Raw genomic sequence first — 24,406 nt, 5'->3', positions numbered from 1 at the left:
CTAAAACAGGCAAATGCTGAAATATTCATCACAGCATCACTGAATCTGATGGCTATTCTGCCAGAGCTTCGATCGTCTTCGGCCGCGACGGTCGCACCTTGATGAAGAACACCACCGCCGCCACGAGAATGAAGAAAGCCGCCATCAGATAAGGGGCACCTGCAAAGGTAACCGGCGCATCCGGCTTGGTGAAATAGCCGAACAGCTGCGTGAAGATCACAGGGCCGATGATCGTGGTGATGCTGCTGAGGCTGGTCAGCGCGCCCTGCAGCTCACCCTGCGCCGAGGGCGGCACCTTGCCGGCCGCAATGCTGCGCAGCGGCGGATCAGCGACGTTCTCCATGACCGTCATGACGATGATCATATAGACCATCCACCCCTCCCAGGCGAAGGCATAGCCCGTCAGGCCAACGACAGAAAAGCAGAGACCGATGACCGCCGTCTTCCACTCGCCGAGAACAGGAACGACCTTCGGCAGCACTAGTCCCATGACGATCGCCGCGCCGATGCCGTAGATGCCGAGCGACAGGCCGATCTGGCCCTCGCTCCAGCCATAGCGGTAGGTGCCGACGAAGGACCAGACGGCTGGATAAACCGAATGCGCCAGCCAGAACAGGAACATCACGGCGGCAACCCAGCCGATGCCGGGATAGTGGCGCATCTGCTTCAAGGCGCCGAGCGGGTTGGCACGCTTCCATTCGAAGGGGCGGCGATGCTTGGCATCCAAGGTCTCGGGCAGCAGGAAATAGGCGGCGGCGAAATTCAGGAACGACACCAGCGCCGCCCCGAAAAACGGCACGCGTGGCCCGAATTCGCCGAGAAAGCCGCCAATGACAGGACCGATGGTAAAGCCGACGCCGAAGGCGATGCCGATCAGGCCGAAATTCTTCGCCCGATTCTCCTCCGTGCTGATATCGGCGATATAGGCCGAGCAGGTGGCGAAACTGCCGCCACTGAAGCCCGCCAGCGCCCGGCCGACAAACAGCATCCAGAAGCTGGTGGCGACCGCGCAAATGAAATTGTCGATGGCGAAGGTGAGCACCGAAATCAGCAGGATCGGCCTGCGTCCGAAGCGGTCACTGAGATTGCCGAGCAGCGGCGCGAACAGAAACTGCATGATCGCATAGACGACGAGCAGCCAGCCGCCATCCAGCGCCGCGTCGCTGACGCTGCCACCCGTCAACTCTTCCAGATAGGCGGGAAGAACCGGCATGATGATCGCAATGCCGATCACATCGAGAAACAGGATCATGAAAACCAGGAACAGGCCGCGGCTTACGAATTTGGGATCAAGCATGAAGTCATCTCTCAACAGCTGCTGTTTTCTGGAAAGACGATCTCATCGCCGGGAATGTTACATAGCCGAAGCAGAAAATTGAAACAATACGTGAACATTTCAAAGTTTTTGATGGCGAAGACAACGAAATTGATCACGCCCGCGAACAAAACGGGATTATGAGCCCCTCCGCCCCTCGGCCTTGACGAAATCGACGAATGCGCGAAGTGCGGGCGGCATGTGCTTGCGGCTGGCATAATAGAGGAACGGCCCGGAGAATTCCGTGACCCATTCCTCGAGGATCGGCACCAGTTCGCCCCGTTCAAATCCGGGAAGCAGCACTTCCTCGAAAGTCCTGATGACACCAAGGCCGGAAATCGCAGCGCCGACCTCCATCTCGATCGAGTTGGCAACCAGCGGTCCGGACACCGAGAGCGTCAGCGTCTCCTCGCCGCGATCGAACTCCCAGGCGAAATGCGCGCGGCTGCGAAAGCGATGGCGGATGCAGTCATGCTCCAGCAGGTCGCGCGGATGAGCAGGTGTGCCGCGCCGTTGCAGATAGGCAGGCGATGCAGCCGTGACGTAACGCTGGCGGCGCGGGCCGATCGGCACGGCGATCATGTCGCGCTCCAGCCGTTCGTCGTAACGGATACCGGCATCGAAGCCCGCCTCGACGACATCGACAAAGTCGTCCTCCGCAAGGATCTCGAGCTTGATTTCCGGATAGAGCGCCAGGAACCGGCTGGCGATCTCGGGCAGGAAAAGCCGCGACACGATGGTCGGCACGTTCAGCCGCAGCGTTCCGGCCGGGCTGTCCTTGAAACTGTCGAGCTGTCCGAGCGCCGAGGCGACCTCCCCCAGTGCCGGCGCCAGCCGCTCCAATAGCCGTTCGCCCGCCTCCGTCGGCGTGACGCTGCGGGTCGTGCGGTTGAGCAGCCGCACGCCCAGCCGCTCTTCCAGCCGCCGCAGAGAATCGCTGAGCGACGACGGCGAAACGCCGCGCTTGCGGGCCGCGGCACGGAAGCTCCGCTCCCTTGCAATCGCCGTGAAGGCATCCAGATCACTGAGGGGCAGATCATCCATTGTGCATTTTCCCGTACGGCTCATTCACCACTATCCGGATTATCGCACACATCCGCAGCCGATAGAAAGAGTGCCGAACGCATCACAAGGAGAAGACAATGCAAACCTATCGCCTGGGAAAGACCGGCCCCGAAGTCTCCGCCATCGGCCTCGGCTGCATGGGCATGTCAGGCATGTATGGACCCGCCGACCGGGCCGAAAGCATTGCAACGATCCACGCCGCATTGGATGCCGGGATCAACCTGCTCGATACCGGCGATTTCTATGGCATGGGCCACAACGAAATGCTGATCGGCGAAGCGCTGAAGAACCGAAAGCGCGAGGACCTCATCCTCAGCGTCAAGACCGGCGCTCTGCGCGATCCGCTCGGCGCCTGGAACGGCTATGATTCCCGCCCGGCAGCGCTGAAGAATTTCATCGCCTATTCGCTGCAGCGCCTCGGCACCGACTATATCGACATCTACCGCCCTGCCCGTCTCGATCCGAACGTGCCGATCGAGGAAACCGTCGGTGCCATCGCCGACATGATCAAGGCCGGCTACGTCCGCCATATCGGCCTGTCCGAAGTTGGCGCCGACACCATCCGCCGTGCCGCCGCCATTCACCCGATCGCCGACCTGCAGATCGAATACTCGCTGATCTCCCGCGGCATCGAGGATCAGATCCTCCCCACCTGCCGCGAACTCGGCATCTCGATCACCGCCTATGGCGTGCTGTCGCGCGGCCTGATCAGCGGCCATTGGCAGAAGGGCCAGGATGGCGGCAAAGGCGATTTCCGCGCCGTCAGCCCGCGCTTCCAGACCGCCAATATCGACCAGAACCTCGCCCTTGTCGAAGAACTGCGCAAGATCGCTGCGGAAAGGCAGGTCAGCGTCGCCCAGATCGCCATCGCCTGGGTCGCGGCACAAGGTAAGGATATCGTCCCGCTGATTGGCGCCCGCCGCCGCGACCGGCTGACCGAAGCGCTCGGTTCAAGCGCTGTTGAGCTCAGCGCTGACGACATCGCGGCAATCGAGCGCGCTGTGCCAAAGGACGCCGCTGCGGGCGCCCGTTATCCGGACGTGCAGCTGAAGCATATGGATAGCGAACGCTAATCGGATGGCTCCGCCGGAGAGGCGGAGCCTCCCGGCTCAGACCGGACCGCTAAAGGTGTCGCAAGCCGAAACCTTGCCGCTGTCGAAGCCCTGCTTGAACCATTTGACACGCTGCGCCGAGGTTCCGTGGTTGAAGCTGTCGGGCACCACATAGCCCTGGCTGCGCTTCTGCAGCGTATCGTCGCCGATCTGCTGGGCGGCGTTCAGCGCGTCCTGGATATCATCTGGATTGATATAGCCCTTGCGCTGCTCGAACTTGGCGAAGACCCCGGCGAAGCAATCGGCCTGCAGCTCGACGCGCACCGACATCTTGTTGGCATCGACCTCGCTCATCCGCTGGCGGGCCTCGTTGAACTTCGGCAGCACACCGAGAATGTTCTGAACATGATGGCCGACTTCGTGGGCGATGACATAGGCCTCGGCAAATTCGCCCTTGGCGCCAAACTGCTGGCTGAGCTGGCGGAAGAAATCGGTGTCGAGATAAACCTTGCGGTCGATCGGGCAATAGAACGGGCCTGATGCCGCAGATGCAGCGCCGCAGCCGGAGCGCGTCGAGCCCGAGAACAGCACCAGAGCCGGCTTCTCATACGTCTGTCCGGAGGCCTGGAAGATGCCGGTCCAGGTATCTTCGGTATCGGCAAGCACGGTGCGCACGAAAGCCGTCATGTCGTCATTGGCAGGCGTTCCATTGCCCTGCGACTGGCTCTGTTCGTAGCCGGAGCCGCCATTCATCGTGCCGTCCATCACCTGCATCAGGTCGATGCCCATCGCCTTGAAGATGAAATAGATGACGACGAGGAAGATGATCGTGCCGATCGACAGCCCGCCCCCGCCGCGGCGCATGCCGCCCGAGGGAAAGCTGAACCCGCCTCCGCGGCCAAAACCACCGCTCGAAGGGTCTCCGCGGCGATCCTCGATATTGTCCGATTGACGGCGGCCCTTCCATTCCATCTCAACTCTCCCCGGCAGTGCCAAATGCACCTCTGCAGCCAACAGTTATATATCCGCCGCGACTGTGAATTCCAGCGGCTTCATGCCGCCGGCCGCAGCCGCGAAGAGAGCACGATGGCTGCGGCGGCAGAGGTCACCACAAGCCCGGCGGCAAGCGCGACCATGTCGTGCCCGGAAAACACCACTGAGTTCATGATCCGCCCCGGCAGGAAGGTGAACAGTCCGGCAATGACGATGCCGCCGAAATAGATCGAGCGAACGATATGGCGATGCCTGACGACATCGTGGCGCCGGGCCGCGGCAATCGCCTGCCAGGCACCGAACAGCGTGGCGATCGACAGCAGGTGAATGGGGCTGAAACCGTAAAACAGATTAAGCTCGTGAATAAAAAAGGTGGAGAGCGCGGTGATCACCATCAGCCCCATCCAGATCTTGCCGAGCAACCGGTGCCGCGGCGTGCCTTTCGGCCGCGACAACAGATAGGCGCCGAGCAAGGCAGCGGGCACGACCGTCGCAACATGAATCTGGATTGCAGGCTGCGCATCGAGCAAGGGTTCTAGGGTCATCTACTATCTCCTCGGGAACGCCGTGATCTTTCCGCCGGATGCGGCGCCGCGCAAGAGGCGGGCGTCAACTCTTTCGGCTCTCCCCCGGAGCCTTGCCGTCAAGCCTTGACGCGTCCGCTCATTTTGCGCCTGATGGCATCGGAGCGAGGAGAAAATCATGAAGGCGCTGCGTCTGGAAGCAACCGGCAGACTTGCCGTGGTGGAAGCCGAAAAGCCGGTTCCCGGCCCGAACGATATCCTGGTCAAGGTGGACGCCTGCGGCATCTGCGGCACCGACCGCCATCTTTTCCACGGCGAATTTCCCTCGACGCCGCCCGTCATCCTCGGACACGAATTCACCGGCATCGTCGAGGCGATCGGTTCCGGCGTGAAGAACTTCCGGGCAGGCATGCGCGTCACCGGCGATCCGAACATTTCCTGCGGCCTTTGCCCGGAATGCCAGCGCGGCCGGGTCAACCTCTGCCGCAACCTGCGCGCCATCGGCATCCACCGCGACGGCGGCTTCGCCGATTATGTCTGCATGCCGGAAACGCAGGCCTACGCCCTGCCCGCCGGTCTCGATCCGCTGCACGGTGCCTTCTGCGAACCGCTGGCCTGCTGCATCCACGGCGTCGACATGGCCGGCATCACCACCGGCCAATCGGTCGTCGTGCTGGGCGGCGGCGTCATCGGCCTGCTGGTCGTCCAGCTCGCCCGCCTTGCCGGCGCCACGCGCGTCGTCCTCGCCACCCGCAACGCCGAAAAGCGCCGGCTCGCCGAACAACTCGGCGCAACAGCGACCGTCGATCCGTCAGCCGGCGATATCATCGAGCTGATCTGCGGCAGGAATGGCATGCTGCCTGACGGCGCCGATGTCGTCATCGAATGCGCCGGTGTTCCCGAGACCATCGAACAGGCGCCCCGCCTCGCCCGAAAAGGCGGCACCGCCGTCATCCTCGGCGTCATGCCGCAGGGCGCAAAGGTCTCGATCGAACCCTTCGACCTGCTCTTCCGGGAAATCCGCCTGCTCGGCTCCTTCGTCAACCCTTTCACCCATGCCCGCGCCGCTGACCTGATCGCCACCGGCGCCATCAAGGTAGAGCCGCTGATTTCCCGCAGGATCGGCTTCGAGGAGGCCCTTAAGACCATCGCCAATCCGGCTCCATCAGGCGAGATCCGGGCTCTTGTCATACCCGGCCTTTGATACCCCTACCGACAACCTGCGGATTCCTGTCGATTCCTTGAATTATGGGGTTCCGTTTCGGTTTCGCTTTGCCTATAAGCCGCTTCTAGCCTGAAAAGACCCTCAATGCGCGACCCGACCCGGTGCCTCCCACCCTGGCCGGTTTTCTGCGCAGCTAGAAACGGATATTGCCATGCCGAAGCGCCAAGACATCAAATCGATCCTCATCATCGGCGCAGGACCGATCGTCATCGGCCAGGCTTGCGAATTCGACTACTCGGGAACCCAGGCCTGCAAGGCGCTGAAGGAGGAAGGCTACCGCGTCATCCTCGTCAACTCCAACCCGGCAACGATCATGACCGATCCGGGCCTGGCCGACGCCACTTACGTCGAGCCGATCACCCCCGAAGTCGTTGCCAAGATCATCGCCAAGGAACGCCCCGACGCGCTGCTGCCGACCATGGGCGGCCAGACGGCACTCAACACCGCGCTTTCCCTCAAGCGCATGGGCGTTCTCGACCGCTACAATGTCGAGATGATCGGCGCGAAGCCCGCTGCCATCGACATGGCCGAAGACCGCGCCCTCTTCCGCGAAGCCATGGACCGCATCGGCCTGGAAACCCCGCGCTCGATGCTGGCCAACGCCACCGACATCAAGGATCTCGACCGCAAGACGCATGAGGCCGAGCGCAACAAGCTCAAGGAAAGCCTCTCCGGCGCCGATCTCGACAAGGCGCTCGACGCGCTCGAAAACCAGTGGAACCTCGGCGAAACCGACCGCAAGCAGCGCTACATCAGCCATGCCATGGCGATCGCCGCGCAGGCGATCGACGTCGTCGGTCTGCCCGCCATCATCCGTCCGTCCTTCACAATGGGCGGCACCGGCGGCGGCATTGCCTATAACCGCTCGGAATTCTTCGAGATCATCGGCGGCGGCCTCGATGCCTCGCCGACCACCGAAGTTCTGATCGAGGAATCGGTTCTCGGCTGGAAGGAATATGAAATGGAAGTGGTCCGCGACAAGGCGGACAACTGCATCATCATCTGCTCGATCGAGAACATCGACCCGATGGGCGTCCATACCGGCGATTCGATCACCGTTGCCCCTGCCTTGACCCTGACGGACAAGGAATACCAGATGATGCGCAACGCCTCGATCGCGGTTCTGCGCGAGATCGGCGTCGAGACCGGCGGCTCGAACGTCCAGTTCGCCGTCAACCCGAAGGACGGCCGCCTCGTCGTCATCGAAATGAACCCGCGCGTTTCGCGCTCCTCGGCGCTGGCTTCCAAGGCCACCGGCTTCCCGATCGCCAAGGTCGCAGCCAAGCTCGCCGTCGGCTACACGCTCGACGAGCTCGACAACGACATCACCGGCGGCGCGACACCGGCCTCCTTCGAGCCGTCGATCGACTATGTCGTCACCAAGATCCCGCGCTTTGCCTTCGAGAAGTTCCCGGGCGCCTCGCCGGTTCTGACCACGGCCATGAAATCGGTTGGCGAAGTCATGGCGATCGGCCGTACCTTTGCTGAATCGCTGCAGAAGGCGCTGCGCGGCCTAGAAACCGGCCTCACCGGCCTCGACGAGATCGAAATCCCGGGCGTCGAAGAAGGCGAATCCAGCCAGAACGCCATCCGCGCCGCCATCGGCACGCCGACGCCAGATCGCCTGCGCATGGTCGCCCAGGCGCTGCGCCAGGGCATGAGCCCCGAAGAAGTCCACGAAGGCTGCAAGATCGACCCGTGGTTTATCGCCCAGTTCAAGGCGATCGTCGATACCGAAGCCCGCATCCGCGAGCACGGCCTGCCGCAGGACGCCGCCAATCTCCGCAGCCTCAAGGCCATGGGTTTCTCAGACGCCCGCCTCGCCACGTTGTCCGGCAAGCGTCCGAAGGAAGTGGCGGAACTGCGCAACAGCCTGAACGTCCGCCCTGTCTTCAAGCGCATCGACACCTGCGCGGCCGAATTCGCCTCGCCGACCGCCTACATGTATTCAAGCTACGAAACGCCCTTCGTCGGCGCCGCACGCTCGGAAGCCGAAGTCTCCGACCGCAAGAAGGTTGTCATTCTCGGCGGTGGTCCGAACCGTATCGGCCAGGGCATCGAATTCGACTATTGCTGCTGCCATGCCGCCTTCGCACTCCGCGATGCCGGCTATGAAGCCATCATGATCAACTGCAACCCCGAAACCGTCTCGACCGACTATGACACTTCCGATCGCCTCTATTTCGAGCCGTTGACGGCCGAAGACGTGATCGAGATCCTGCGCGCCGAGCAGGAAAAGGGCGAAGTCGTTGGCGTCATCGTCCAGTTCGGCGGCCAGACGCCGCTGAAGCTTGCCGAGGCGCTCGAGAAGAACGGCATCCCGATCTTGGGCACCGCGCCTGACATGATCGACCTTGCCGAAGACCGCGACCGCTTCCAGAAGCTGCTGGTCAAGCTCGACCTGACGCAGCCGAACAACGGCATCGCCTACTCGGTCGAGCAGGCCCGCCTCGTCGCCACCGAAATCGGCTTCCCGCTGGTCGTGCGCCCGTCCTACGTTCTCGGCGGCCGCGCCATGCAGATCATCCATTCGGAATCGATGCTGCAAACCTACCTGCTGGATACCGTTCCGGAACTGGTGCCTGAAGACATCAAGCAGCGCTATCCGAACGACAAGACCGGCCAGATCAACACCCTGCTCGGCAAAAACCCGCTGCTCTTCGACAGCTACCTGTCGAACGCCATCGAGGTCGATGTCGACTGCCTCTCCGACGGTACCGACTCCTATGTCGCCGGCATCATGGAGCATATCGAGGAAGCCGGCATCCACTCCGGCGACTCGGCCTGCTCGCTGCCGCCGCGCACGCTGTCGACGGAAATGCTCGACGAGCTGGAGCGTCAGGCGAAAGCCATGGCCAAGGCGCTCAACGTCGTCGGCCTGATGAACGTCCAGTTCGCCATCAAGGACGGCACCGTCTACGTGCTCGAAGTCAACCCGCGCGCCTCGCGTACGGTTCCCTTCGTCGCCAAGACCATCGGCGCGCCGATTGCCAAGATCGCCGCGCGCGCCATGGCCGGCGAGAAGCTCGATGCGACCTTTGCCGCCTACGGCGAAAAGCCTGATCCGCGCAACCTGAAGCACATCGCCGTCAAGGAAGCCGTCTTCCCCTTCGCCCGTTTCCCGGGCGTCGACACGCTGCTTGGCCCGGAAATGCGCTCGACCGGCGAAGTCATCGGCCTCGACACCGATTTCGCGCTGGCCTTCGCCAAGTCGCAGCTCGGTGCCAGCGTCGAGCTGCCGCGTGACGGAACGGTGTTCGTCTCGGTGCGCGACGAGGACAAGCTGCGCGTTCTGCCGGCGATCCGCCTGCTGGTCGCCGAAGGCTTCAAGGTTCTGGCAACCGGCGGCACTGCCCGCTACCTCGCCGAACAGGGCATCACCGCCACCAAGATCAACAAGGTTCTGGAAGGACGCCCGCATATCGAGGACGCCATCCGCAACCGTCAGGTCCAGCTCGTCATCAACACGACCGATGGCAACAAGGCGATCTCGGACTCCAAGTCGCTGCGCCGCGCCACGCTGATGCAGAAGGTGCCCTACTACACGACGATGGCGGGCGCCGAGGCTGCGGCGCAGGCGATCAAGGCGCTGCGCGCCGGCAATCTCGAAGTCCGCCCGCTGCAGAGCTATTTCGCCTAATCGCGAAATTCTTAACCGGCTTTCTGCTATTCCTCGCCGCAGGCAACGCTGCGGCGGGGAAGCAAGATGAGAAGCATAGCCATCCGGATCGCCAAGATTCTCGCCGGCATTGCCGGAGCTGTCATCGGCATCGCGCTTCTCGTATTCGCTGGTTTCTACGCCGCCTCGATCTGGCGTGAGAGCCTGCCGCCCGGCCGCAGTGGCGAGCCCGGCCAATATCTCCAGGCCGCCGGCCTCGACCTCCACTACCGCGAATGGGGACCGAAGACCGGCCAGGCGATCCTGCTGATCCCCGGCGTCATGGCCTGGTCGGAAACTTGGGCGCCGATCGCCGAACGGCTGGGAAACGACGGCTTCCGCGTCATCGCCCCCGATCTGCCGCCCTTCGGCTATTCCGAACGCCCCTCTTCCGGCGATTACTCCCGTCAGGCGCAGGCGCGCCGCATCCTGGCCTTTGCCGACGCCGCGCGGCTCAAGCAATTCGTGCTGCTCGGCCATTCCTTCGGCGGCGGCGCGACCGTGGAGGCCGCGCTGACCCAGCCGGACCGCATCTCCGGCCTCGTCTTGCTCGACGTCGCACTCGGCCTCGGACGCCCGCCCGCCAAACCGCCGCTGGCACCGCTTTTCTCGGCACCCGGCCTGCGCGAAGCGATCATGGCTGCCACCTTCACCAACCCATTGATGATCGGCAAGGGCCTGCGCGATTTCGTCGCCGATGACGACGCCGTCGCACACCCGAGCGGATCGCGGTCTATAGCCGCCCGCTTGACGTCAAGGGCACCAGCCACGCGATCGCCGACTGGTTCGTCACCGGCCTGTTCGGCAACGAGGAAAGCTCGCGCGCCTTCAAAGCGGAAAATTACCGCGGCTTCGAAAAGCCGGCGCTCCTCATCTGGGGCAAGGAAGACAGCGTCACGCCGCTGGCGCAGGGCGAAGAGATCGCCAGCCTGCTGCCGAAGGCGCAGCTTTCCGTGCTCGACGGCGTCAATCACATCCCGCAGATCGAGGCGCCGGAGAAGACCGCCAGCCTGATCGCCGCGTTCATGACGTCGCTGCCGGTGACGGATACGAATGGCGCCGCTTCGAACCCATAACGGCGGCGCTCAGATGCCATCGCCGATCTCGCCTTAGCCGAGTTCCTCGGCAAGCCCGATCAGCAACCCCTCTGGCCCACGGATGTAGCAAAGCAGATAGGCATCCTCGTACCTGACGACGTCTCCCACCAGCTGCGCGCCACATGCACGAAGCCGCTCGAGCGTTTCGTTCAGATCATCGACGGTGAACATCGCGCGGAGATAGCCGAAGGCGTTGACAGGCGCATTCCTATGATCCGCCATGACCTCAGGCCGGATGAAGCGTGAGAGTTCCAACCGGCTGTGGCCATCCGGCGTACGCATCATGGCAATCTCAACATGCTGATCGCCGAGCCCCGTGACGCGCCCCGCCCACGCGCCTTCGATCGTGGCGCGCCCTTCGAGTTCCAGACCAAGTTCGCCAAAGAACGCGATCGCTCCCGTGAGATCCTCGACGACGATGCCGATGTTGTCCATCCGCTTCAGTGCCATGACTGCAGTCTCCCTTATAGTTACCTCAGGCAAAGGACGTTTGAGGCTGCCGCAACCGACAGATCTTGGGGCCTTTTTTCTGAATCCGTTTATCAGGCAGCGGAATCAGTTTTCGAAAGCGCCGCCATAAGCCTCTGTATTTCCACCATATCCCGCTGGAACAACGCCGTCTGCTCTACCCTGTCGCGCTCATCGGGGAGCCGCAGCAGATAGGATGGATGGACGGTGGTGAAGAGCAGGCGCCCGTTCGCCATCCGCATCGCCTGCCCCCTGATGTCGGTCAGCTTGTGCTTCGTTTCGGTCAGCGAAGCGAGCGCCGTCGCGCCCATTGCCACGACGATTTTCGGCTTGATCAGATCGAGCTCCAGCTTCAGCCACCAGCGGCAATGCTGCACCTCGCCCATATTGGGGCGCTGGTGGATGCGCCGCTTGCCGCGCGGCTCGTATTTGAAATGCTTGACGGCATTGGTGACATAGAGCGCCGATCGGTCGATCCCTGCCGCCTCGATCGCCTGATCGAACACCTTGCCGGCCGGCCCGACGAACGGGCGCCCCGCCAGATCCTCCTGATCGCCCGGCTGCTCGCCGACGAAAACCACATCGGCATTCCCGGGGCCCTCGCCGAACACCGTCTGAGTCGCCTTGGCATGAAGCGGACAGCGTGTGCAGACGGCGGCCTGTTCCCGCAGCGCCTCGAGCGTCCCGGCAGGCGCCGGTTCCGGCTGCGGCTGGTTGCGAGCCGCTTCCTGCAGGCGATCGTGAAAAGGCTGCGGCGTGCTCGCCTGGCGTTTCGCCATCTCGATCACCCGGCTCTCCGCATTGGCAATCAGCCCGGGAATGAGATCGGCCTCCGGCAGGTTCTTCCAGTATTTCTTCGGCATTTCCGCCTGCATCGCCTTCACCTTCAGCCTCGCCGGGTTGAAGATATTGGCGTAGTAGGTGCGCCAGAGTTCGTCGGCATCGTCGGTGAGATCAGGCTTCTCGCAGGGCTCGTGGCTGGTCGTCAGCTTCACGCCGTCCCACCCGGCCGAACCCTTCGGCGTCAGGATGATCCAGTCCATATCGTTGAACCGCCGCTGGAAGAACGACGCCTTGCGCACGACGATATGATGATCCGGCTCGAACCAGGCGAGAAACTTCCGCCGCCCGTTCATCGAGATACCGCTGCCGACCTCCTTGAAGCGCACGAAGGCGGTCATCTTGTGCGCGTCCCGGCGCACGCTCTTTTCCAGAAGGCGGACTCGCGCCACATCCTCGTCGGAAACGATATCAAGCAGCTTTTTGTCGGATTGCAGCCGCCAGAGCAGCCGGTACAGAAGCGAGAAGCGCACCGGATCGCAATGGCAGATGACCGCGGATGCCAGATCGATGAAGGCCTGCGGCACCGTCATCGGCTTCCCACCCGCGGGTTGCGGCGGCAGCACGTCTTCCTCCCAGAACAGCTGCTTGTCGCCGCCCCTCTCCCGCCACTCGATATCCTCGGGCGGAATGCCTGCCAGTGCCAGCGACCGAGCGGCATCGCGCCACTCGAAGAAGTCACCCTTGCCCTGCAGCGCCACCTTCAGCATCAGAGCAACTGCAGCTGTTCGGGTTTCGGTTCGAACATGGCGCGCAGATCCGGCCGCTCGATCAGCCGCTTCGGCGTCCACCCTTCGGCCGTCACGAAGGCCTGTACCTTCTTGATCGACACGCCGAGCCGCGACAAATCCTCGATGCGAAGCCTGCGGAAACGGCGGCCGGAGAGAATGCCCTTCACCGCCTTGGTGCCGAGCCCCGGCACGCGCAGCAGCATTTCCTTGGCGGCCCGGTTGATATCGACAGGAAACTGCTCGCGGTGGCCAAGCGCCCAGGCAAGCTTCGGATCGAGATCGAGATCCAGCATCCCGCCCTCCTGCGTCGCGGTGATCTCGTCGATCCCGAAACCGTAGAAGCGATAGAGCCAATCGGCCTGGTAGAGCCGGTGCTCGCGCATCAGCGGCGGCTTGATCAGCGGCAGGTTCTTCGACGAATCCGGGATCGGGCTGAAGGCCGAGTAATAGACGCGGCGAAGCCCGTAGCTGCCGTAGAGCCGGGCACTGGTGCCGAGAATGGTGGCATCGCTGGCGCCATCGGCTCCGACGATCATCTGTGTGCTCTGGCCGGCCGGCACGAAGCGCTTGCGCCGCTTCGTCTGCAGCGTCGGCTCGCCGGCTTCCTCGATCTTCAGCCGGAGATCACCCATCGAGCGCCGAATGCCCGACGGCTTCTTTTCCGGAGCAAGACGGGTGATGCCGCTATCGGTCGGCAGCTCGATATTGAGCGACAGGCGGTCGGCGTAGAGCCCCGCCTCCTCGATCAGCTTCGCAGACGCCTCCGGAATGGATTTCAGATGGATGTAGCCTCGGAAATTATGGGTGACGCGCAGCTCCCGCACTACCCGCACCATTTCCTCCATCGTGTGATCGGATGAGCGGATGATCCCCGACGACAGGAACAGGCCCTCGATATAATTGCGCCGGTAGAATTCCAGCGTCAGCCAGACCACTTCCTCAGGCGTGAACCGCGCCCGCTCGACATTGCTGGACGAGCGGTTGATGCAGAAGGCGCAGTCATAGATGCAGAAATTGGTGAGCAGGATCTTCAAGAGCGAGATGCAGCGCCCGTCAGGCGCATAGGCGTGGCAGATACCGGAACCTTCCGTCGAACCCAGGCCGCCGCTCGCCCCCGAATCGCGCTTCGTGGTGCCACTGGAAGCGCAGGAGGCATCGTATTTCGCGGCGTCGGAAAGGATCGCCAGTCTTTCTTTCAGCGTCTTCTTCATTGTTTTGTTCATTATATGTTCCATCGGTAAAAGTCAAGCGAACCACGGGCTTTTGCCGGAAACGGCTGCGAATACAGCGCTAGGTTGGAGATCCCGATACGAATTTTATGGCAATCGGCATTTGCGATCTGCTATAAGCAAAGCAACTAGGATGGTTTGCACGGTTCCGAAGTTCTCTTCGGGACCTGTTTTCTTTTGTGTCTGTGCCTACCGGAAGACACGAAGATCAAAGGACGGGAAAATGGTAGATAAGGTACCGATGACGCAGGGTGGTTTCGTCAAGCTGCAGGAAGAACTGCGCTGGCGCCAGCAGGAAGAGCGTCCCCGCATCATCGAAGCGATCGCCGAAGCGCGTGCTCATGGCGACCTGTCGGAAAATGCCGAATATCACGCTGCCAAGGAAGCCCAGAGCCATAACGAAGGCCGTATCGGCGAGCTCGAGGATCTGACGGCACGCGCCGAAGTCATCGACCTCTCGAAGATGTCCGGCGACAAGATCAAGTTCGGCGCCAAGGTGAAGCTCGTCGACGAGGACACCGAGGAAGAAAAGACCTACCAGATCGTCGGCGACCAGGAAGCCGACGTGAAGGCCGGCCGCATCTCCATCTCCTCGCCCATCGCCCGCGCGCTGATCGGCAAGGAAGTCGGCGATTCCATCGAGGTCAACGCGCCAGGCGGCTCGAAGGCCTATGAAATCCTCCAGGTTTCCTGGGGCTGATCTTCCGTGGCCGCAGATCGCGACCCCGCCATCATCGATATCCGTGACGTCGAGATCATCGCGCCGAACTTCAAGCGGCGCCTGTCCGGCGTCACGTCGACGATCATTCAGTTGATTCCCGTGCAGCGGGCGCTCGGCCAGAAGATCGCCGCGCTCGGCCCCGGCCTGCCCGCAAGCCTGCCGCATATCCGCTTCCGCGACCTCGTCCATCTCTGGACGCCGCCAGCAGGCAGGAAACACCGCGTCTGGCACGCGCGGCGCAATGTCGAGATGCTGCCCGCGATCATCATGCGCGATCTGCTGCGCATGAAGCTCAAGATCGTTTTCACCTCGGCCTCCCAGCGCAAGCATACCGGCTGGACCAAATGGCTGATCTCGAAAATGGACGCGGCGATCGCCACCAGCGGCAAGACCTCGGCCTATCTCGAAGTCGCGAACACCGTCATCCTCCACGGCATCGACACTGCCCGCTTCTCTCCGCCTGCTGACAAGGCGGCGGCAAAGGCAGCCGTCGGCCTCGACCCCACGAAGAAGATTGCCGGCTGCTTCGGCCGCGTCCGCCATCAGAAGGGCACCGACCTCTTCATCGACACGATGATCCGCCTCCTCCCGGATCGCCCGGACTGGATCGCCATCATCGCCGGCCGCGCCACGGCCAAGCATATCGATTTCGAAAACAGCCTGAAAACCCGCGTCACCGCAGCAGGCCTTACAGACCGCATCCTTTTCGTCGGTGAGCACACCGATATCAACGAGTGGTACCGCGCCCTCGACCTCTTCATCGCCCCCCAGCGCTGGGAAGGCTTTGGTCTGACGCCGCTGGAAGCAATGGCATCGGGCGTGCCTGTCATCGCCACGGATGTCGGGGCGTTTCCGGAGCTGCTGGTGAATAGCGGCGATGGCCCGGAGGCCATGATTGCACGCGACAGCCTCGAGGCGATGGCAAGCGCGGCAGCGCTCTACATGGACGATGTGCCGCTGCGCGAAACGCTGGCCCAAAAAGGGCTTGCCCACGTTCTTGAAGATTTCCAGATCGACATGGAAGCCAAGCGCATCGCCGCCGTCTACCGCTCCGTTTGACGCAAATTACGGCCTGCGCTTGAAAAGCTTGATATAGGCGCTGCAGATCGCCCCGGAGCACAGTTTAGCGTCTGAATTTGCGAACGATATGCATCATTCACTATGTTCGACGGCCAAATCATCCTTCTGCGCGGAAGTCCAAGCATAGCGTGAATCATACGGCAATCCGCATTCAGACAGTGCGGAAATCGGCGAGAAATTCAGCACTTCAGTCCCCTGAGCGATGCAGGCGCCTATGCCAAGCGAGATGTGGGAGAGAATGCGCCGTTTCGCATGCGCTATACCTGACTTGGCGACGCTACCAATTCTCTCGTAGAAGCGCGGCCCGTTTGCATTGGAAATATCTACGCCAAAGAAACCGATGGTCGCCGGTTTGCAGTAGGCAGCAAACTGAAATGCGCTAACCGCCACCGAACCACCTTGAAAGACCCCTTTGGATGGATCGGATGAAAATCCGGCCTCGTCGGCATGGACCCGAACGAAGTCCAGGTCAGCCAACTGAGAATATTCCCGCCGCTTGCCGCCGTAAGGTTTGCGAATGTTGTCGATCAGGATCACCGTCTTGTCAGCAAGCCAGTCGTCATTGATTTCGCATATGGCGCGGATAACCGCCGTCGAAAACAGGCAGATACTTCCCGCCCCGATCTTTTCAGCCATAAGCTGGAAATGCCGCCAGACAAAGCGCTCATCCTCTATGGCGATGGCGAGGGGCGCATTGATCCCTTCCGTCAACAGGCTGATCGCCCCGTTCAGCAAGATAGCCGTGCGCGGACCAATAAGGGACAAATCGTTCGACCGCAGAGAAGGGCCCGAGCCGATGATGAAAATTTCCTGACTTGCAGAGTTCTTCAAGACAGCGGGGTGCAACAAGGGCGAAATGCTATGCCCGCGATAGACGATCGTTCCTGTCTCAAATGGCTGCTGTGGAATGGTCAAAGAGAGGCCGGGTAGCCAGTCCTGAGTGTGCGCTCCGCTTCTACCCCACAGAACGTACATAAGAATTCTAAAGATGGACCGGCGCCACGGCCGTTCGGATCCCAGCACAATAAGGCCTTCCTTGCCCACCATTTACTTTGCCATTCAAACAGGAAATCGCAAACGCACCGGCAGGCGTCAAGCATGCAAAAGTTGATAGGTATTCTGCGAGAGCGTAAACGCTTTAAAGGCATCGATAGTTCAATAGATGGCGACCTGGGAAGGCACCGAATTGTCAATAAATGCAGTCATTTTGAACGATACGCGCGGCGACAATCATTTCGGCTGTTTCCGTGTGATGCGAACCATCGAAGACAATCTCGTCAGTCGCAGAATCAACATTGCCGCGCGGAGCATTGTCCGCAACAACTGGGAACACGACAAGCCGCTTTTGCGTGCCATCGCTGAATGCGACCTCATCATCATCAATGGCGAGGGTACACTGCATCATGGAGCGCGCGCTGGCGAGCGTTTATTGCGGATCGCCACCCATCCGGCGCGCGGCAAAAAGCCGGTCGCCCTGATCAATGCGCTCTACCAGGAGAACCCGCCGGAATGGGCTCGATATCTTGAGCGCATAGATTTGATATCGACCCGCGATTCCTGGAGCGCCGAGGCCGCATCCGCTGCCGCTGGCCGAAAGATCGATTTCCTGCCGGACCTCTCGCTTTGCAGCGGCCCCATCAGCACCAATGCCACAGTTGCACGCGATATGCTTCTTGTTGGAGACTCAGTGTCTCGAGAGGTATCGAAAGCCCTGCTTGATCTGGCTGCATCCCGCCCTGACGCGCGTTTGCTGCCAATCCTCAAGACCATCAAGGCCAGCAAACCACATTTCCCAGCACCGCTGAAAATGTTACGCGAGGCCTACATTCGCCTCCATGCGGAAGCTTTCAGACTGCAGAGGCGCAACGTCTGGTTCAACAAGGATGAAGCCGGTTTCATCAATGCGCTTCAGCATGGCTACCTGCATGTGACAGGTCGCTTTCATGCCATCTGCCTCTGCATTCTGTCAGGCACGCCCTTCCTGGCTCTGGAATCCAACTCCTGGAAGACAAAAGCCCTGCTCAAAGACCTTGGCCTAAATGACAGCCGCCTGACCGAAATCGGCCAGCTTCAGGAACGTCTGAAAAAACCGGAAGAGTTTGCCTACACATCAGAAGAGGAAAAAACGATCGCCAGTGCGCTCCACCGGGCTAGCATCGATGCTTCCAGACTTTTCGATCGTATTCGGGCTCTGGCTGACAACTAGCGCTAACGAAATTACGCCGCCTGCGCCTCAATCTTCAAGCATTGATATTCAGCGAGAATCGGTGATCGGAAGCCAAGAGCTTCCGGACATAGCTTTCCTCTGTGCCGTAGTCGTGCGGTGTCTCGCGGCTGTTATGCTCGTTGGACAATGACAGGCTCCGGTAGAAGTCAAAGCCATAGAGCGACACCGCCAAGCAGGGCGAACGTTCGAGCAGATCGATCAGCATCAGCCCTGTCGTCGGCCTATTGCCAACTTTAGCGCAGAGTGCCTTGTGGCTCGCAGACGGGTAAAGGAAAAAATTCGGCCACTTCAATATCCAGCCCGGTAGCGCGTTGCGTGGCGGCGACATCCACAACAGGTGGCTGGCTCCCTTTTGCGCCATGATCTGGCGATCGAGTTCTATGCTGGTCGCAATCCAGTCTGTTCTTGCCCCGTGAGAACGCTTGTCAGGCATAGGCGCCTGATTGCAGCGAATGACGAGGTCGTGGTTATCGATCGACGCGCCGAAATCACTCTCAGACAGGCTACGCGCATTACCAACCAAGGCGACGGACTTGAACCGGAGGGCTTCGAACATATCGGCCTCGCTCAACGGCGACACATAGGTCAGGCCAAACAGCCGGCGAAACTTTCCGACCACGCGGCCTCGCCTCTTCTCCAGCTTAGCGCTGAAGCGATTGACCAACCGCTGCAAGGTTCCTCTGCTCACAGACGCGCCCCGATCATCTAAGCGCTGATGCATCGGTCACCAGCTCATAGACGAGCCGGGCCAGATACATGTTCTTCGGCCGCAGAAACTTTCTAAAATAGGGGATGTCGTGCAGATCCCGCTCATCCATCGCACGCTTTTCACGCTGCGAAAGCTCATGAAACTCGTAGGTCCCCCGGTAAAACGGCAGAAGCGAACGCTTCTTCTTGCCGCCGCGATATGAGACCGGAAACGGTACATGCATCATGATCGGGGTGAAGGGAAACAACCGGACGCATCCCAAACGGCTCAACATTTTCTTGTTGTCGGCTTCGCTGTCGCGAAATTCCCACTTGAGCGAATTCAGCACAGATAGCCGGATGATGCCTACGTCAGCATAGGAACGGCGCGGGTCGCCTGCAGGAAACGCGTAAGCGCGCTGCGGCTCCAATATTTCATATTCGTATCCGTTCCGCAGGAACCGGGGATCGACCTGCAGAACCATTTTATCGCTGTTGAACAGATCGTAATATTGCTGGCAAATAGCCTCATCCATCGGCCGCACGAACTGCATGTCGTCCTGAATCAGGAAGATATACTCGTAGCCCTGAGCGCCTGCCAGCTCGCACATTCTTTGAATGTTGTTGTATAAGTGGCCGTGGCGGCGCCCTTCTTTGGCACCTTCCGATGTCAGGCAATACCGGAACGAACCGCGATGCCTGTCGATGACCGCCTTCGTCTCTTCGTCCTCGCTCTGATCATCGATGATCGCCAGATCGAAGCCCGGGCACATCTTGATCGTGGACAAGATACACCGCTCCAAGGTCTGCCCCATATTATAGGAGAAGATGCAAAGCAGCGTATTTTCGGCAGTGAGCATAGCCTGCCCCTTAAACCTCAACCAGTCCCAACCGCTTCACCTGCCGGATCGTCAGCATCGTCCTGACCGTATCGACATGTTCATTCGCCGTCAGCACCTCGATGACGAAGTCCTGAAACCGCGTCAAATTTTCCGCCACGCAATGCAGCAGGAAGTCGCTGTCGCCGGAGACCATCCAGGCCTGGCGGACCAGAGGCCAGTTGGAGGTGGCGGCGGCGAAGGCTTTCAGGTTGGCTTCGGACTGGTGCTTCAGGCCGACCATGCAGAAGGCGACGAGGTCGAAGCCGAGCTTCGGGCTGTTCAGCATCGCGTGGTAGCCCTCGATGATGCCGGCTTCCTCGAGCTTGCGTACGCGGCGAAGGCAGGGCGGCGCCGAGATGCCGACGCGGTCGGCGAGCTCGACATTGGTCATGCGGCCGTCCGCCTGCAGCTCTCTCAGAATCTTTATGTCGATGACATCGAGTTCGGCACGCACAGAGCCTCAGCCTTTCTTTAATTCGGTCGCGCCAGCTTCTATATAAAGTGCCGTAATAGGCAAGAATGTTTCGCCGTCGCGGTGGATTCTTGCACAGCAGATCGCAATGCCTTGTTGGTAATGCAAGGCTGCCCTTGAATAAAAGCACTGGACGTTCATAAATGAGCGAGGAACGCGAAACGGCATCATTCGCTCTCTAGCCGCAGCGTCCCCGCCAGTCGAAAGGAATTCAGACATGTCCGCCCGCCACACGAAGGTGCTCATCATCGGCTCCGGCCCTGCCGGCTATACGGCTGCCGTCTATGCGGCGCGTGCGATGCTGAAGCCGGTGCTGATCGCAGGCATGGAGCAAGGCGGCCAGCTGATGATCACGACCGACGTTGAGAATTATCCAGGCTTTGCCGATCCGATCCAGGGCCCGTGGCTGATGGAGCAGATGCTGCAGCAGGCGAAGCATGTCGGCGCCGAAATCGTCAATGACCTCGTGACCGAAGTCGAGATGAACCAGCGCCCCTTCGTCGCCCGCACCGACAGCGGCCAGGTCTGGACCGCGGATACGCTGATCATCGCCACCGGTGCCAAGGCCAAATGGCTCGGCATCGAGAGCGAGCAGCATTTCCAGGGCTTTGGCGTGTCTGCCTGCGCCACCTGCGATGGTTTCTTCTACCGCAACAAGGACGTCATCGTCGTTGGCGGCGGCAACAGCGCCGTCGAGGAAGCGCTTTATCTCTCGAACATCGCCAAGTCGGTCACGGTCGTGCACCGCCGCGACAGCTTCCGCTCGGAAAAAATCCTGCAGGAGCGCCTGTTCGCCAAGGAAAACGTCAAGATTCTCTGGAATACCGAGATCGCCGAAATCACCGGCACCCCGGCCAAGCCGCCGATGCCGCCGTCGGTTTCGGGCGTCAGGCTGCGCGATACGCGCACCGGCGCAATCTCCGATACCGTTATCGACGGCGTCTTCGTGGCGATCGGCCACGCGCCGGCCACCGAACTCTTCAAGGGCAAACTGAAGCTCAAGGACAACGGCTATCTCTGGACCGCTCCTGATTCCACCGCAACCAGCGTAGAAGGTGTCTATGCTGCCGGCGACGTGACGGATGATACCTTCCGGCAGGCGATCACCGCCGCCGGTCTCGGCTGCATGGCCGCGCTCGAGGCCGAGCGATATCTGACGGGACACATGCCCGTTGCCGTGGCCGCGGAGTAAGCATGGCTATGAGGGGTGGGGGAATGCCATTGGATTGGGACAAGCTGCGGATTTTTCACGCAGCTGCCGAAGCGGGTTCATTCACGCATGCGGCCGATAAACTGCATCTGTCTCAATCCGCCATCAGCCGCCAGGTCAGCGCGCTGGAGCAGGATGTCGGCACCAAGCTGTTTCACCGCCACGCGCGCGGCCTGATCCTGACGGAACAGGGCGAGCTTCTGTATCGCACCGCGCATGACGTGCTGCTGAAGCTCGAAACCGTGAAGATGCAGCTTACCGAAACGACGGAAACGCCGTCCGGCAAGCTGCGCGTCACGACGACGGTCGGTCTGGGCCAGGGCTGGCTGACGGACAAGATCCAGGAGTTCATGCAGCTCTATCCGGATGTTCAGATCCAGCTGATCCTCGACAATGAGGAAGTCGACGTGAACATGCGTCACGCCGATTGCGCCATTCGCCTGCGCCAGCCACAGCAGTCGGACCTCATCCAGCGCAAGCTGTTCACCGTGCATATGCACGTCTATGCGGCCCCCTCCTACATCAACCGTTACGGCGAGCCGCAGACGGTGGAGGATCTCGACAACCACCGCATCATCACCTTCGGCGAACCGGCGCCGAACTACCTGCTCGACGTCAACTGGCTGGAGATCGCCGGCCGCTCGTCGGACAACAAGCGCATTCCGCATTTGCAGATCAACAGCCAGACTTCGATCAAGCGCGCCTGCCTGCTCGGCATGGGCGTTGCCTGCATGCCGGATTATATTGTCGGCCGCGACCCCGGCCTGATCCAGCTGGCGATCAATGCGGACGTACCGTCCTTCGACACCTATTTCTGCTATCCCGATGAAATCAAGAACGCCGCGAAGCTCAAGGCCTTCCGCGATTTCATCGTCACCAAGGCCAGAAACTGGAACTTCTAGGCGGCGTTTCCTGGAATAAATTGCCGACTATGCAACTCACGCATGACTGACATGCACAAAAGGGGGGTTGCCGTTTGCCCATTTAAACACCATATCGCACATAGCTGATGCACATGGCGGCTTTTCCTCCCAGTTCCGCCGCATTAGCTGTTCCCCTCTGGAGGTTTTTGACCTTCACACCTTAAAAGGGCCCCGAGCTTTCGGTGGCCCTCTTTTTTTGCCCAAAATTCGCTGCATCGCAGCATAATTTGTGCAGCGCATAGCAGGCATGCACAAAAGTGCATTGCAACCTGCCCAATAAACCACCATATCGCACATAGCTGATGCATTTCGTGGTTCTCTCCCAGTGCCACCGCATTAGCTGTTCCCCTCTGGAGGTTTATTGACCTTCACACCTTTAAAGGGCCCCGGCTTTCCGGTGGCCCTCTTTTTTTTGCTTAAAATTTAATCAGAAAAATATCTCGCAAGAGCTCACACCGTCGTGACTTGCATATCGTAGACTGTCGATCAATATATCGAGAAATTTCGATTTATGGATCGGCACGGAACGATGGATAAGGACGAAATCCTCAAGGCGCTTTCTCATCCGACACGGATGGACATCCTCAACTGGCTGAAGAATCCCGAGGCACATTTCAAGTCTCAGGAGCATCCGCTGGAAATGGGCGTCTGCGCCAGCCAGTTCGAACGCTGCGGTCTGTCGCAATCCACCGTCTCCTCGCATCTCGGCACCCTGCACCGCGCCGGCCTGGTGACCACCCGCAGGGTCGGCCAGTGGATCTTCTACAAGCGAAACGAAGAAACGATCGCCGACTTCCTTAAGCAGCTCTCCAGGGATATCTGATCATGCCCCTCGCCCTCCTCGTCCTTGCCCTGAGCTCCTTTGCGATCGGCACCACGGAATTCGTCATCATGGGCCTGTTGCCGGAGGTCGCAGCCGATCTCTCCGTCAACATTCCCCAGGCAGGCTGGCTCGTCACCGGCTATGCGCTGGCTGTTGCCGTCGGCGCGCCGCTGATGGCCGTCTCGACCGCCAAGCTGAAGCGGCGCACGGCGCTGATCGCGCTGATGGCGATCTTCATTGCCGGCAATCTGCTCTGCGCCATCGCCCCGAACTATTGGGTGCTGATGTTTGCACGCGTCGTCACCGCGCTCTGCCACGGCGCCTTCTTCGGTATCGGCTCTGTCGTCGCCGCCGGCCTCGTCAGCGAAGACCGCAAGGCGCGCGCCGTGGCGCTGATGTTCACCGGCCTGACGCTGGCAAACGTGCTTGGCGTGCCGATCGGCACCGCCATCGGCCAGGCCTATGGCTGGCGCTCCACCTTTGCCGTGGTCACCGTCGTCGGGATCGTCACCATCCTCGGCCTGATCGCCATCCTGCCGAAGGACAAGAACGAAACGCACGGCAGCCTGCTCGCCGAAATTTCGGCGCTGCGCAACGGCCGCCTCTGGCTGGCGCTGTCGACCACCGTGTTCTTCTCGGCCTCGATGTTCGCGCTCTTCACCTATATCGCGCCGCTGCTGCGCGACGTCACCGGCCTGTCGCCGAAGGGCGTCACCTGGACGCTGTTCCTGATCGGCCTCGGTCTCACCGTCGGCAATCTGGTGGGCGGCAAGCTCGCCGACTGGAAGCTCGGCGTAACGCTTGCCGGCGTCTTCGCCGCAATCGCCGTCACCTCGATCGTCTTCAGCTATACCAGCCGCTTCTTCATCCCGGCCGAAATCACCTTGCTCGTCTGGGCGATCGCCACCTTTGCCGCCGTCCCTGCCCTGCAGGTCGGCGTCGTCAGCTTCGGCAAGGGTGCCCCGAACCTCGTCTCGACCATCAATATCGGCGCCTTCAACACCGGCAATGCGCTCGGTGCCTGGGCCGGCGGCATGGTGATCGAGAGTGGCTTCGAGCTGACCCGCGTTCCCCTGGCCGCAGCGCTCATGGCCTTTATCGGCCTCGGCGCCACGGCACTCACCTATCTCTCCGCCAAGGGCAAGACAGCCCCCGCCCCGGCCGAGTGATCTCCCGCCAGAAAAG

General features: G+C 61.1%; 23 protein-coding genes and 1 pseudogene. 12 read left to right on the top strand and 12 right to left on the bottom strand.

The window, feature by feature from the left end:
* Positions 1-52: 52 nt before the first annotated feature.
* Positions 53-1,297: a TCR/Tet family MFS transporter gene (locus J2X43_RS12905; RefSeq protein WP_112515792.1), complete on the bottom strand. Its 1,245-nt coding sequence runs from the start codon at positions 1,295-1,297 to the stop codon at positions 53-55.
* A 156-nt stretch (positions 1,298-1,453) separates the two neighbouring features.
* A complete protein-coding gene (locus tag J2X43_RS12900; protein ID WP_310294460.1) occupies positions 1,454-2,359 on the bottom strand; it encodes a LysR family transcriptional regulator in 906 nt (301 codons plus the stop codon).
* A gap of 98 nt (positions 2,360-2,457) precedes the next feature.
* Between J2X43_RS12900 and J2X43_RS12895 the strand changes: the two genes are divergently transcribed.
* On the top strand, positions 2,458-3,453 hold the full coding sequence (locus J2X43_RS12895; RefSeq protein ID WP_310294459.1) for an aldo/keto reductase: 996 nt from the start codon (positions 2,458-2,460) through the stop codon (positions 3,451-3,453).
* 36 nt (positions 3,454-3,489) lie between these two features.
* Here the strand turns inward: J2X43_RS12895 and J2X43_RS12890 are convergent, their stop codons facing one another.
* Together J2X43_RS12890 and J2X43_RS12885 are read right to left on the bottom strand one after the other, a co-directional pair.
* Positions 3,490-4,404 (bottom strand): neutral zinc metallopeptidase, encoded by a 915-nt coding sequence (locus J2X43_RS12890; protein ID WP_310294457.1) that lies wholly within the window; start codon positions 4,402-4,404, stop codon positions 3,490-3,492.
* A gap of 80 nt (positions 4,405-4,484) precedes the next feature.
* Positions 4,485-4,970 (bottom strand): DUF2306 domain-containing protein, encoded by a 486-nt coding sequence (locus tag J2X43_RS12885; RefSeq protein WP_310294455.1) that lies wholly within the window; start codon positions 4,968-4,970, stop codon positions 4,485-4,487.
* A gap of 157 nt (positions 4,971-5,127) precedes the next feature.
* On the opposite strand from J2X43_RS12885, the gene J2X43_RS12880 reads away from it, so the two are divergent.
* The 4 genes and pseudogenes from J2X43_RS12880 (at position 5,128) to J2X43_RS31040 (ending at position 10,908) form a co-directional block, all read left to right on the top strand.
* Positions 5,128-6,153 (top strand): zinc-dependent alcohol dehydrogenase family protein, encoded by a 1,026-nt coding sequence (locus J2X43_RS12880; protein WP_310294453.1) that lies wholly within the window; start codon positions 5,128-5,130, stop codon positions 6,151-6,153.
* Between the two features lie 172 nt (positions 6,154-6,325).
* The gene (carB, locus tag J2X43_RS12875) at positions 6,326-9,814 is read left to right on the top strand and encodes a carbamoyl-phosphate synthase large subunit (protein ID WP_310294451.1); all 3,489 of its coding nucleotides are present in this window, start codon (positions 6,326-6,328) and stop codon (positions 9,812-9,814) included.
* Positions 9,815-9,880: 66 nt separating this feature from the next.
* Positions 9,881-10,570 (top strand): annotated as a pseudogene (locus J2X43_RS12870) (alpha/beta fold hydrolase); the annotation flags it as partial.
* A complete protein-coding gene (locus J2X43_RS31040; protein ID WP_405049594.1) occupies positions 10,558-10,908 on the top strand; it encodes an alpha/beta fold hydrolase in 351 nt (116 codons plus the stop codon). The pseudogene J2X43_RS12870 and the gene J2X43_RS31040, both read left to right, overlap by 13 nt.
* Before the next feature lie 33 nt (positions 10,909-10,941).
* Here the strand turns inward: J2X43_RS31040 and J2X43_RS12865 are convergent, their stop codons facing one another.
* From J2X43_RS12865 to J2X43_RS12855, 3 genes are all read right to left on the bottom strand, one after another.
* Positions 10,942-11,379 carry a VOC family protein gene (locus tag J2X43_RS12865; RefSeq protein WP_310294447.1) on the bottom strand — a complete coding sequence of 146 codons (438 nt, stop codon included), beginning with the start codon at positions 11,377-11,379 and terminating at the stop codon, positions 10,942-10,944.
* 92 nt (positions 11,380-11,471) lie between these two features.
* Positions 11,472-12,947, bottom strand: a complete 1,476-nt coding sequence (locus tag J2X43_RS12860; protein WP_310294445.1) for a UdgX family uracil-DNA binding protein — start codon at positions 12,945-12,947, stop codon at positions 11,472-11,474.
* The gene (locus tag J2X43_RS12855; protein WP_310294916.1) at positions 12,947-14,179 is read right to left on the bottom strand and encodes a putative DNA modification/repair radical SAM protein; all 1,233 of its coding nucleotides are present in this window, start codon (positions 14,177-14,179) and stop codon (positions 12,947-12,949) included. Before J2X43_RS12855 ends, J2X43_RS12860 begins: the two co-directional genes overlap by 1 nt.
* A gap of 241 nt (positions 14,180-14,420) precedes the next feature.
* On the opposite strand from J2X43_RS12855, the gene greA reads away from it, so the two are divergent.
* Together greA and J2X43_RS12845 are read left to right on the top strand one after the other, a co-directional pair.
* Positions 14,421-14,897 carry a transcription elongation factor GreA gene (greA, locus tag J2X43_RS12850; protein ID WP_112515781.1) on the top strand — a complete coding sequence of 159 codons (477 nt, stop codon included), beginning with the start codon at positions 14,421-14,423 and terminating at the stop codon, positions 14,895-14,897.
* A 30-nt stretch (positions 14,898-14,927) separates the two neighbouring features.
* A complete protein-coding gene (locus J2X43_RS12845; protein ID WP_310294914.1) occupies positions 14,928-15,977 on the top strand; it encodes a glycosyltransferase family 4 protein in 1,050 nt (349 codons plus the stop codon).
* Between the two features lie 93 nt (positions 15,978-16,070).
* Here J2X43_RS12845 and J2X43_RS12840 read toward each other — a convergent pair whose 3' ends face one another.
* Positions 16,071-17,045, bottom strand: a complete 975-nt coding sequence (locus tag J2X43_RS12840; RefSeq protein WP_310294443.1) for a glycosyl transferase — start codon at positions 17,043-17,045, stop codon at positions 16,071-16,073.
* A 115-nt stretch (positions 17,046-17,160) separates the two neighbouring features.
* Here J2X43_RS12840 and J2X43_RS12835 point away from each other — a divergent pair, with 115 nt between their 5' ends.
* Positions 17,161-18,204 carry a polysaccharide pyruvyl transferase family protein gene (locus J2X43_RS12835; protein WP_310294442.1) on the top strand — a complete coding sequence of 348 codons (1,044 nt, stop codon included), beginning with the start codon at positions 17,161-17,163 and terminating at the stop codon, positions 18,202-18,204.
* A 34-nt stretch (positions 18,205-18,238) separates the two neighbouring features.
* Here J2X43_RS12835 and J2X43_RS12830 read toward each other — a convergent pair whose 3' ends face one another.
* Genes J2X43_RS12830 through J2X43_RS12815 form a run of 4 tightly spaced genes read right to left on the bottom strand, consistent with a single transcriptional unit; the run spans position 18,239 to position 20,484 of the window.
* Positions 18,239-18,898, bottom strand: a complete 660-nt coding sequence (locus J2X43_RS12830) for a glycosyltransferase family 29 protein (protein WP_310294441.1) — start codon at positions 18,896-18,898, stop codon at positions 18,239-18,241.
* A 28-nt stretch (positions 18,899-18,926) separates the two neighbouring features.
* A complete protein-coding gene (locus J2X43_RS12825; protein WP_310294440.1) occupies positions 18,927-19,772 on the bottom strand; it encodes a hypothetical protein in 846 nt (281 codons plus the stop codon).
* A gap of 10 nt (positions 19,773-19,782) precedes the next feature.
* Positions 19,783-20,247 (bottom strand): Lrp/AsnC family transcriptional regulator, encoded by a 465-nt coding sequence (locus tag J2X43_RS12820; RefSeq protein WP_112386306.1) that lies wholly within the window; start codon positions 20,245-20,247, stop codon positions 19,783-19,785.
* Between the two features lie 6 nt (positions 20,248-20,253).
* Positions 20,254-20,484 (bottom strand): hypothetical protein, encoded by a 231-nt coding sequence (locus J2X43_RS12815; RefSeq protein ID WP_310294439.1) that lies wholly within the window; start codon positions 20,482-20,484, stop codon positions 20,254-20,256.
* On the opposite strand from J2X43_RS12815, the gene trxB reads away from it, so the two are divergent.
* The 4 genes from trxB (at position 20,483) to J2X43_RS12795 (ending at position 24,390) form a co-directional block, all read left to right on the top strand.
* The gene (trxB, locus tag J2X43_RS12810) at positions 20,483-21,457 is read left to right on the top strand and encodes a thioredoxin-disulfide reductase (RefSeq protein ID WP_310294438.1); all 975 of its coding nucleotides are present in this window, start codon (positions 20,483-20,485) and stop codon (positions 21,455-21,457) included. The genes J2X43_RS12815 and trxB overlap by 2 nt on opposite strands.
* A 23-nt stretch (positions 21,458-21,480) precedes the next feature.
* A complete protein-coding gene (locus tag J2X43_RS12805) occupies positions 21,481-22,377 on the top strand; it encodes a LysR family transcriptional regulator VtlR (protein WP_112386304.1) in 897 nt (298 codons plus the stop codon).
* A 550-nt stretch (positions 22,378-22,927) separates the two neighbouring features.
* On the top strand, positions 22,928-23,221 hold the full coding sequence (locus J2X43_RS12800; RefSeq protein ID WP_310294436.1) for a metalloregulator ArsR/SmtB family transcription factor: 294 nt from the start codon (positions 22,928-22,930) through the stop codon (positions 23,219-23,221).
* Positions 23,222-23,223: 2 nt separating this feature from the next.
* The gene (locus J2X43_RS12795; RefSeq protein ID WP_310294434.1) at positions 23,224-24,390 is read left to right on the top strand and encodes an MFS transporter; all 1,167 of its coding nucleotides are present in this window, start codon (positions 23,224-23,226) and stop codon (positions 24,388-24,390) included.
* The last annotated feature ends 16 nt before the right edge of the window (positions 24,391-24,406 follow it).

Source organism: Rhizobium sp. BE258 (genome assembly GCF_031457345.1).
Lineage (GTDB): Bacteria > Pseudomonadota > Alphaproteobacteria > Rhizobiales > Rhizobiaceae > Rhizobium.
The sequence above is the reverse complement of the archived record's forward strand: the minus strand, read 5'-3'. Positions and strand labels throughout refer to the sequence as shown.

What these genes read in the sequence shown, in the direction of transcription:
- J2X43_RS12835 (WP_310294442.1), top strand. Translation starts at nt 17,161, where the DNA reads ATGGCGACCTGGGAAGGCACCGAATTGTCAATAAATGCAGTCATTTTG.
- J2X43_RS12855 (WP_310294916.1), bottom strand. Translation starts at nt 14,179, where the DNA reads ATGAAGAAGACGCTGAAAGAAAGACTGGCGATCCTTTCCGACGCCGCG.
- J2X43_RS12900 (WP_310294460.1), bottom strand. Translation starts at nt 2,359, where the DNA reads ATGGATGATCTGCCCCTCAGTGATCTGGATGCCTTCACGGCGATTGCA.
- J2X43_RS12840 (WP_310294443.1), bottom strand. Translation starts at nt 17,045, where the DNA reads ATGGTGGGCAAGGAAGGCCTTATTGTGCTGGGATCCGAACGGCCGTGG.
- J2X43_RS12895 (WP_310294459.1), top strand. Translation starts at nt 2,458, where the DNA reads ATGCAAACCTATCGCCTGGGAAAGACCGGCCCCGAAGTCTCCGCCATC.
- J2X43_RS12865 (WP_310294447.1), bottom strand. Translation starts at nt 11,379, where the DNA reads ATGGCACTGAAGCGGATGGACAACATCGGCATCGTCGTCGAGGATCTC.
- J2X43_RS12800 (WP_310294436.1), top strand. Translation starts at nt 22,928, where the DNA reads ATGGATAAGGACGAAATCCTCAAGGCGCTTTCTCATCCGACACGGATG.
- J2X43_RS12825 (WP_310294440.1), bottom strand. Translation starts at nt 19,772, where the DNA reads ATGCTCACTGCCGAAAATACGCTGCTTTGCATCTTCTCCTATAATATG.
- carB (WP_310294451.1), top strand. Translation starts at nt 6,326, where the DNA reads ATGCCGAAGCGCCAAGACATCAAATCGATCCTCATCATCGGCGCAGGA.
- J2X43_RS12815 (WP_310294439.1), bottom strand. Translation starts at nt 20,484, where the DNA reads ATGTCTGAATTCCTTTCGACTGGCGGGGACGCTGCGGCTAGAGAGCGA.
- J2X43_RS12890 (WP_310294457.1), bottom strand. Translation starts at nt 4,404, where the DNA reads ATGGAATGGAAGGGCCGCCGTCAATCGGACAATATCGAGGATCGCCGC.
- J2X43_RS12905 (WP_112515792.1), bottom strand. Translation starts at nt 1,297, where the DNA reads ATGCTTGATCCCAAATTCGTAAGCCGCGGCCTGTTCCTGGTTTTCATG.
- J2X43_RS12860 (WP_310294445.1), bottom strand. Translation starts at nt 12,947, where the DNA reads ATGCTGAAGGTGGCGCTGCAGGGCAAGGGTGACTTCTTCGAGTGGCGC.
- J2X43_RS12805 (WP_112386304.1), top strand. Translation starts at nt 21,481, where the DNA reads ATGCCATTGGATTGGGACAAGCTGCGGATTTTTCACGCAGCTGCCGAA.
- trxB (WP_310294438.1), top strand. Translation starts at nt 20,483, where the DNA reads ATGTCCGCCCGCCACACGAAGGTGCTCATCATCGGCTCCGGCCCTGCC.
- J2X43_RS12880 (WP_310294453.1), top strand. Translation starts at nt 5,128, where the DNA reads ATGAAGGCGCTGCGTCTGGAAGCAACCGGCAGACTTGCCGTGGTGGAA.
- greA (WP_112515781.1), top strand. Translation starts at nt 14,421, where the DNA reads ATGGTAGATAAGGTACCGATGACGCAGGGTGGTTTCGTCAAGCTGCAG.
- J2X43_RS12885 (WP_310294455.1), bottom strand. Translation starts at nt 4,970, where the DNA reads ATGACCCTAGAACCCTTGCTCGATGCGCAGCCTGCAATCCAGATTCAT.
- J2X43_RS12795 (WP_310294434.1), top strand. Translation starts at nt 23,224, where the DNA reads ATGCCCCTCGCCCTCCTCGTCCTTGCCCTGAGCTCCTTTGCGATCGGC.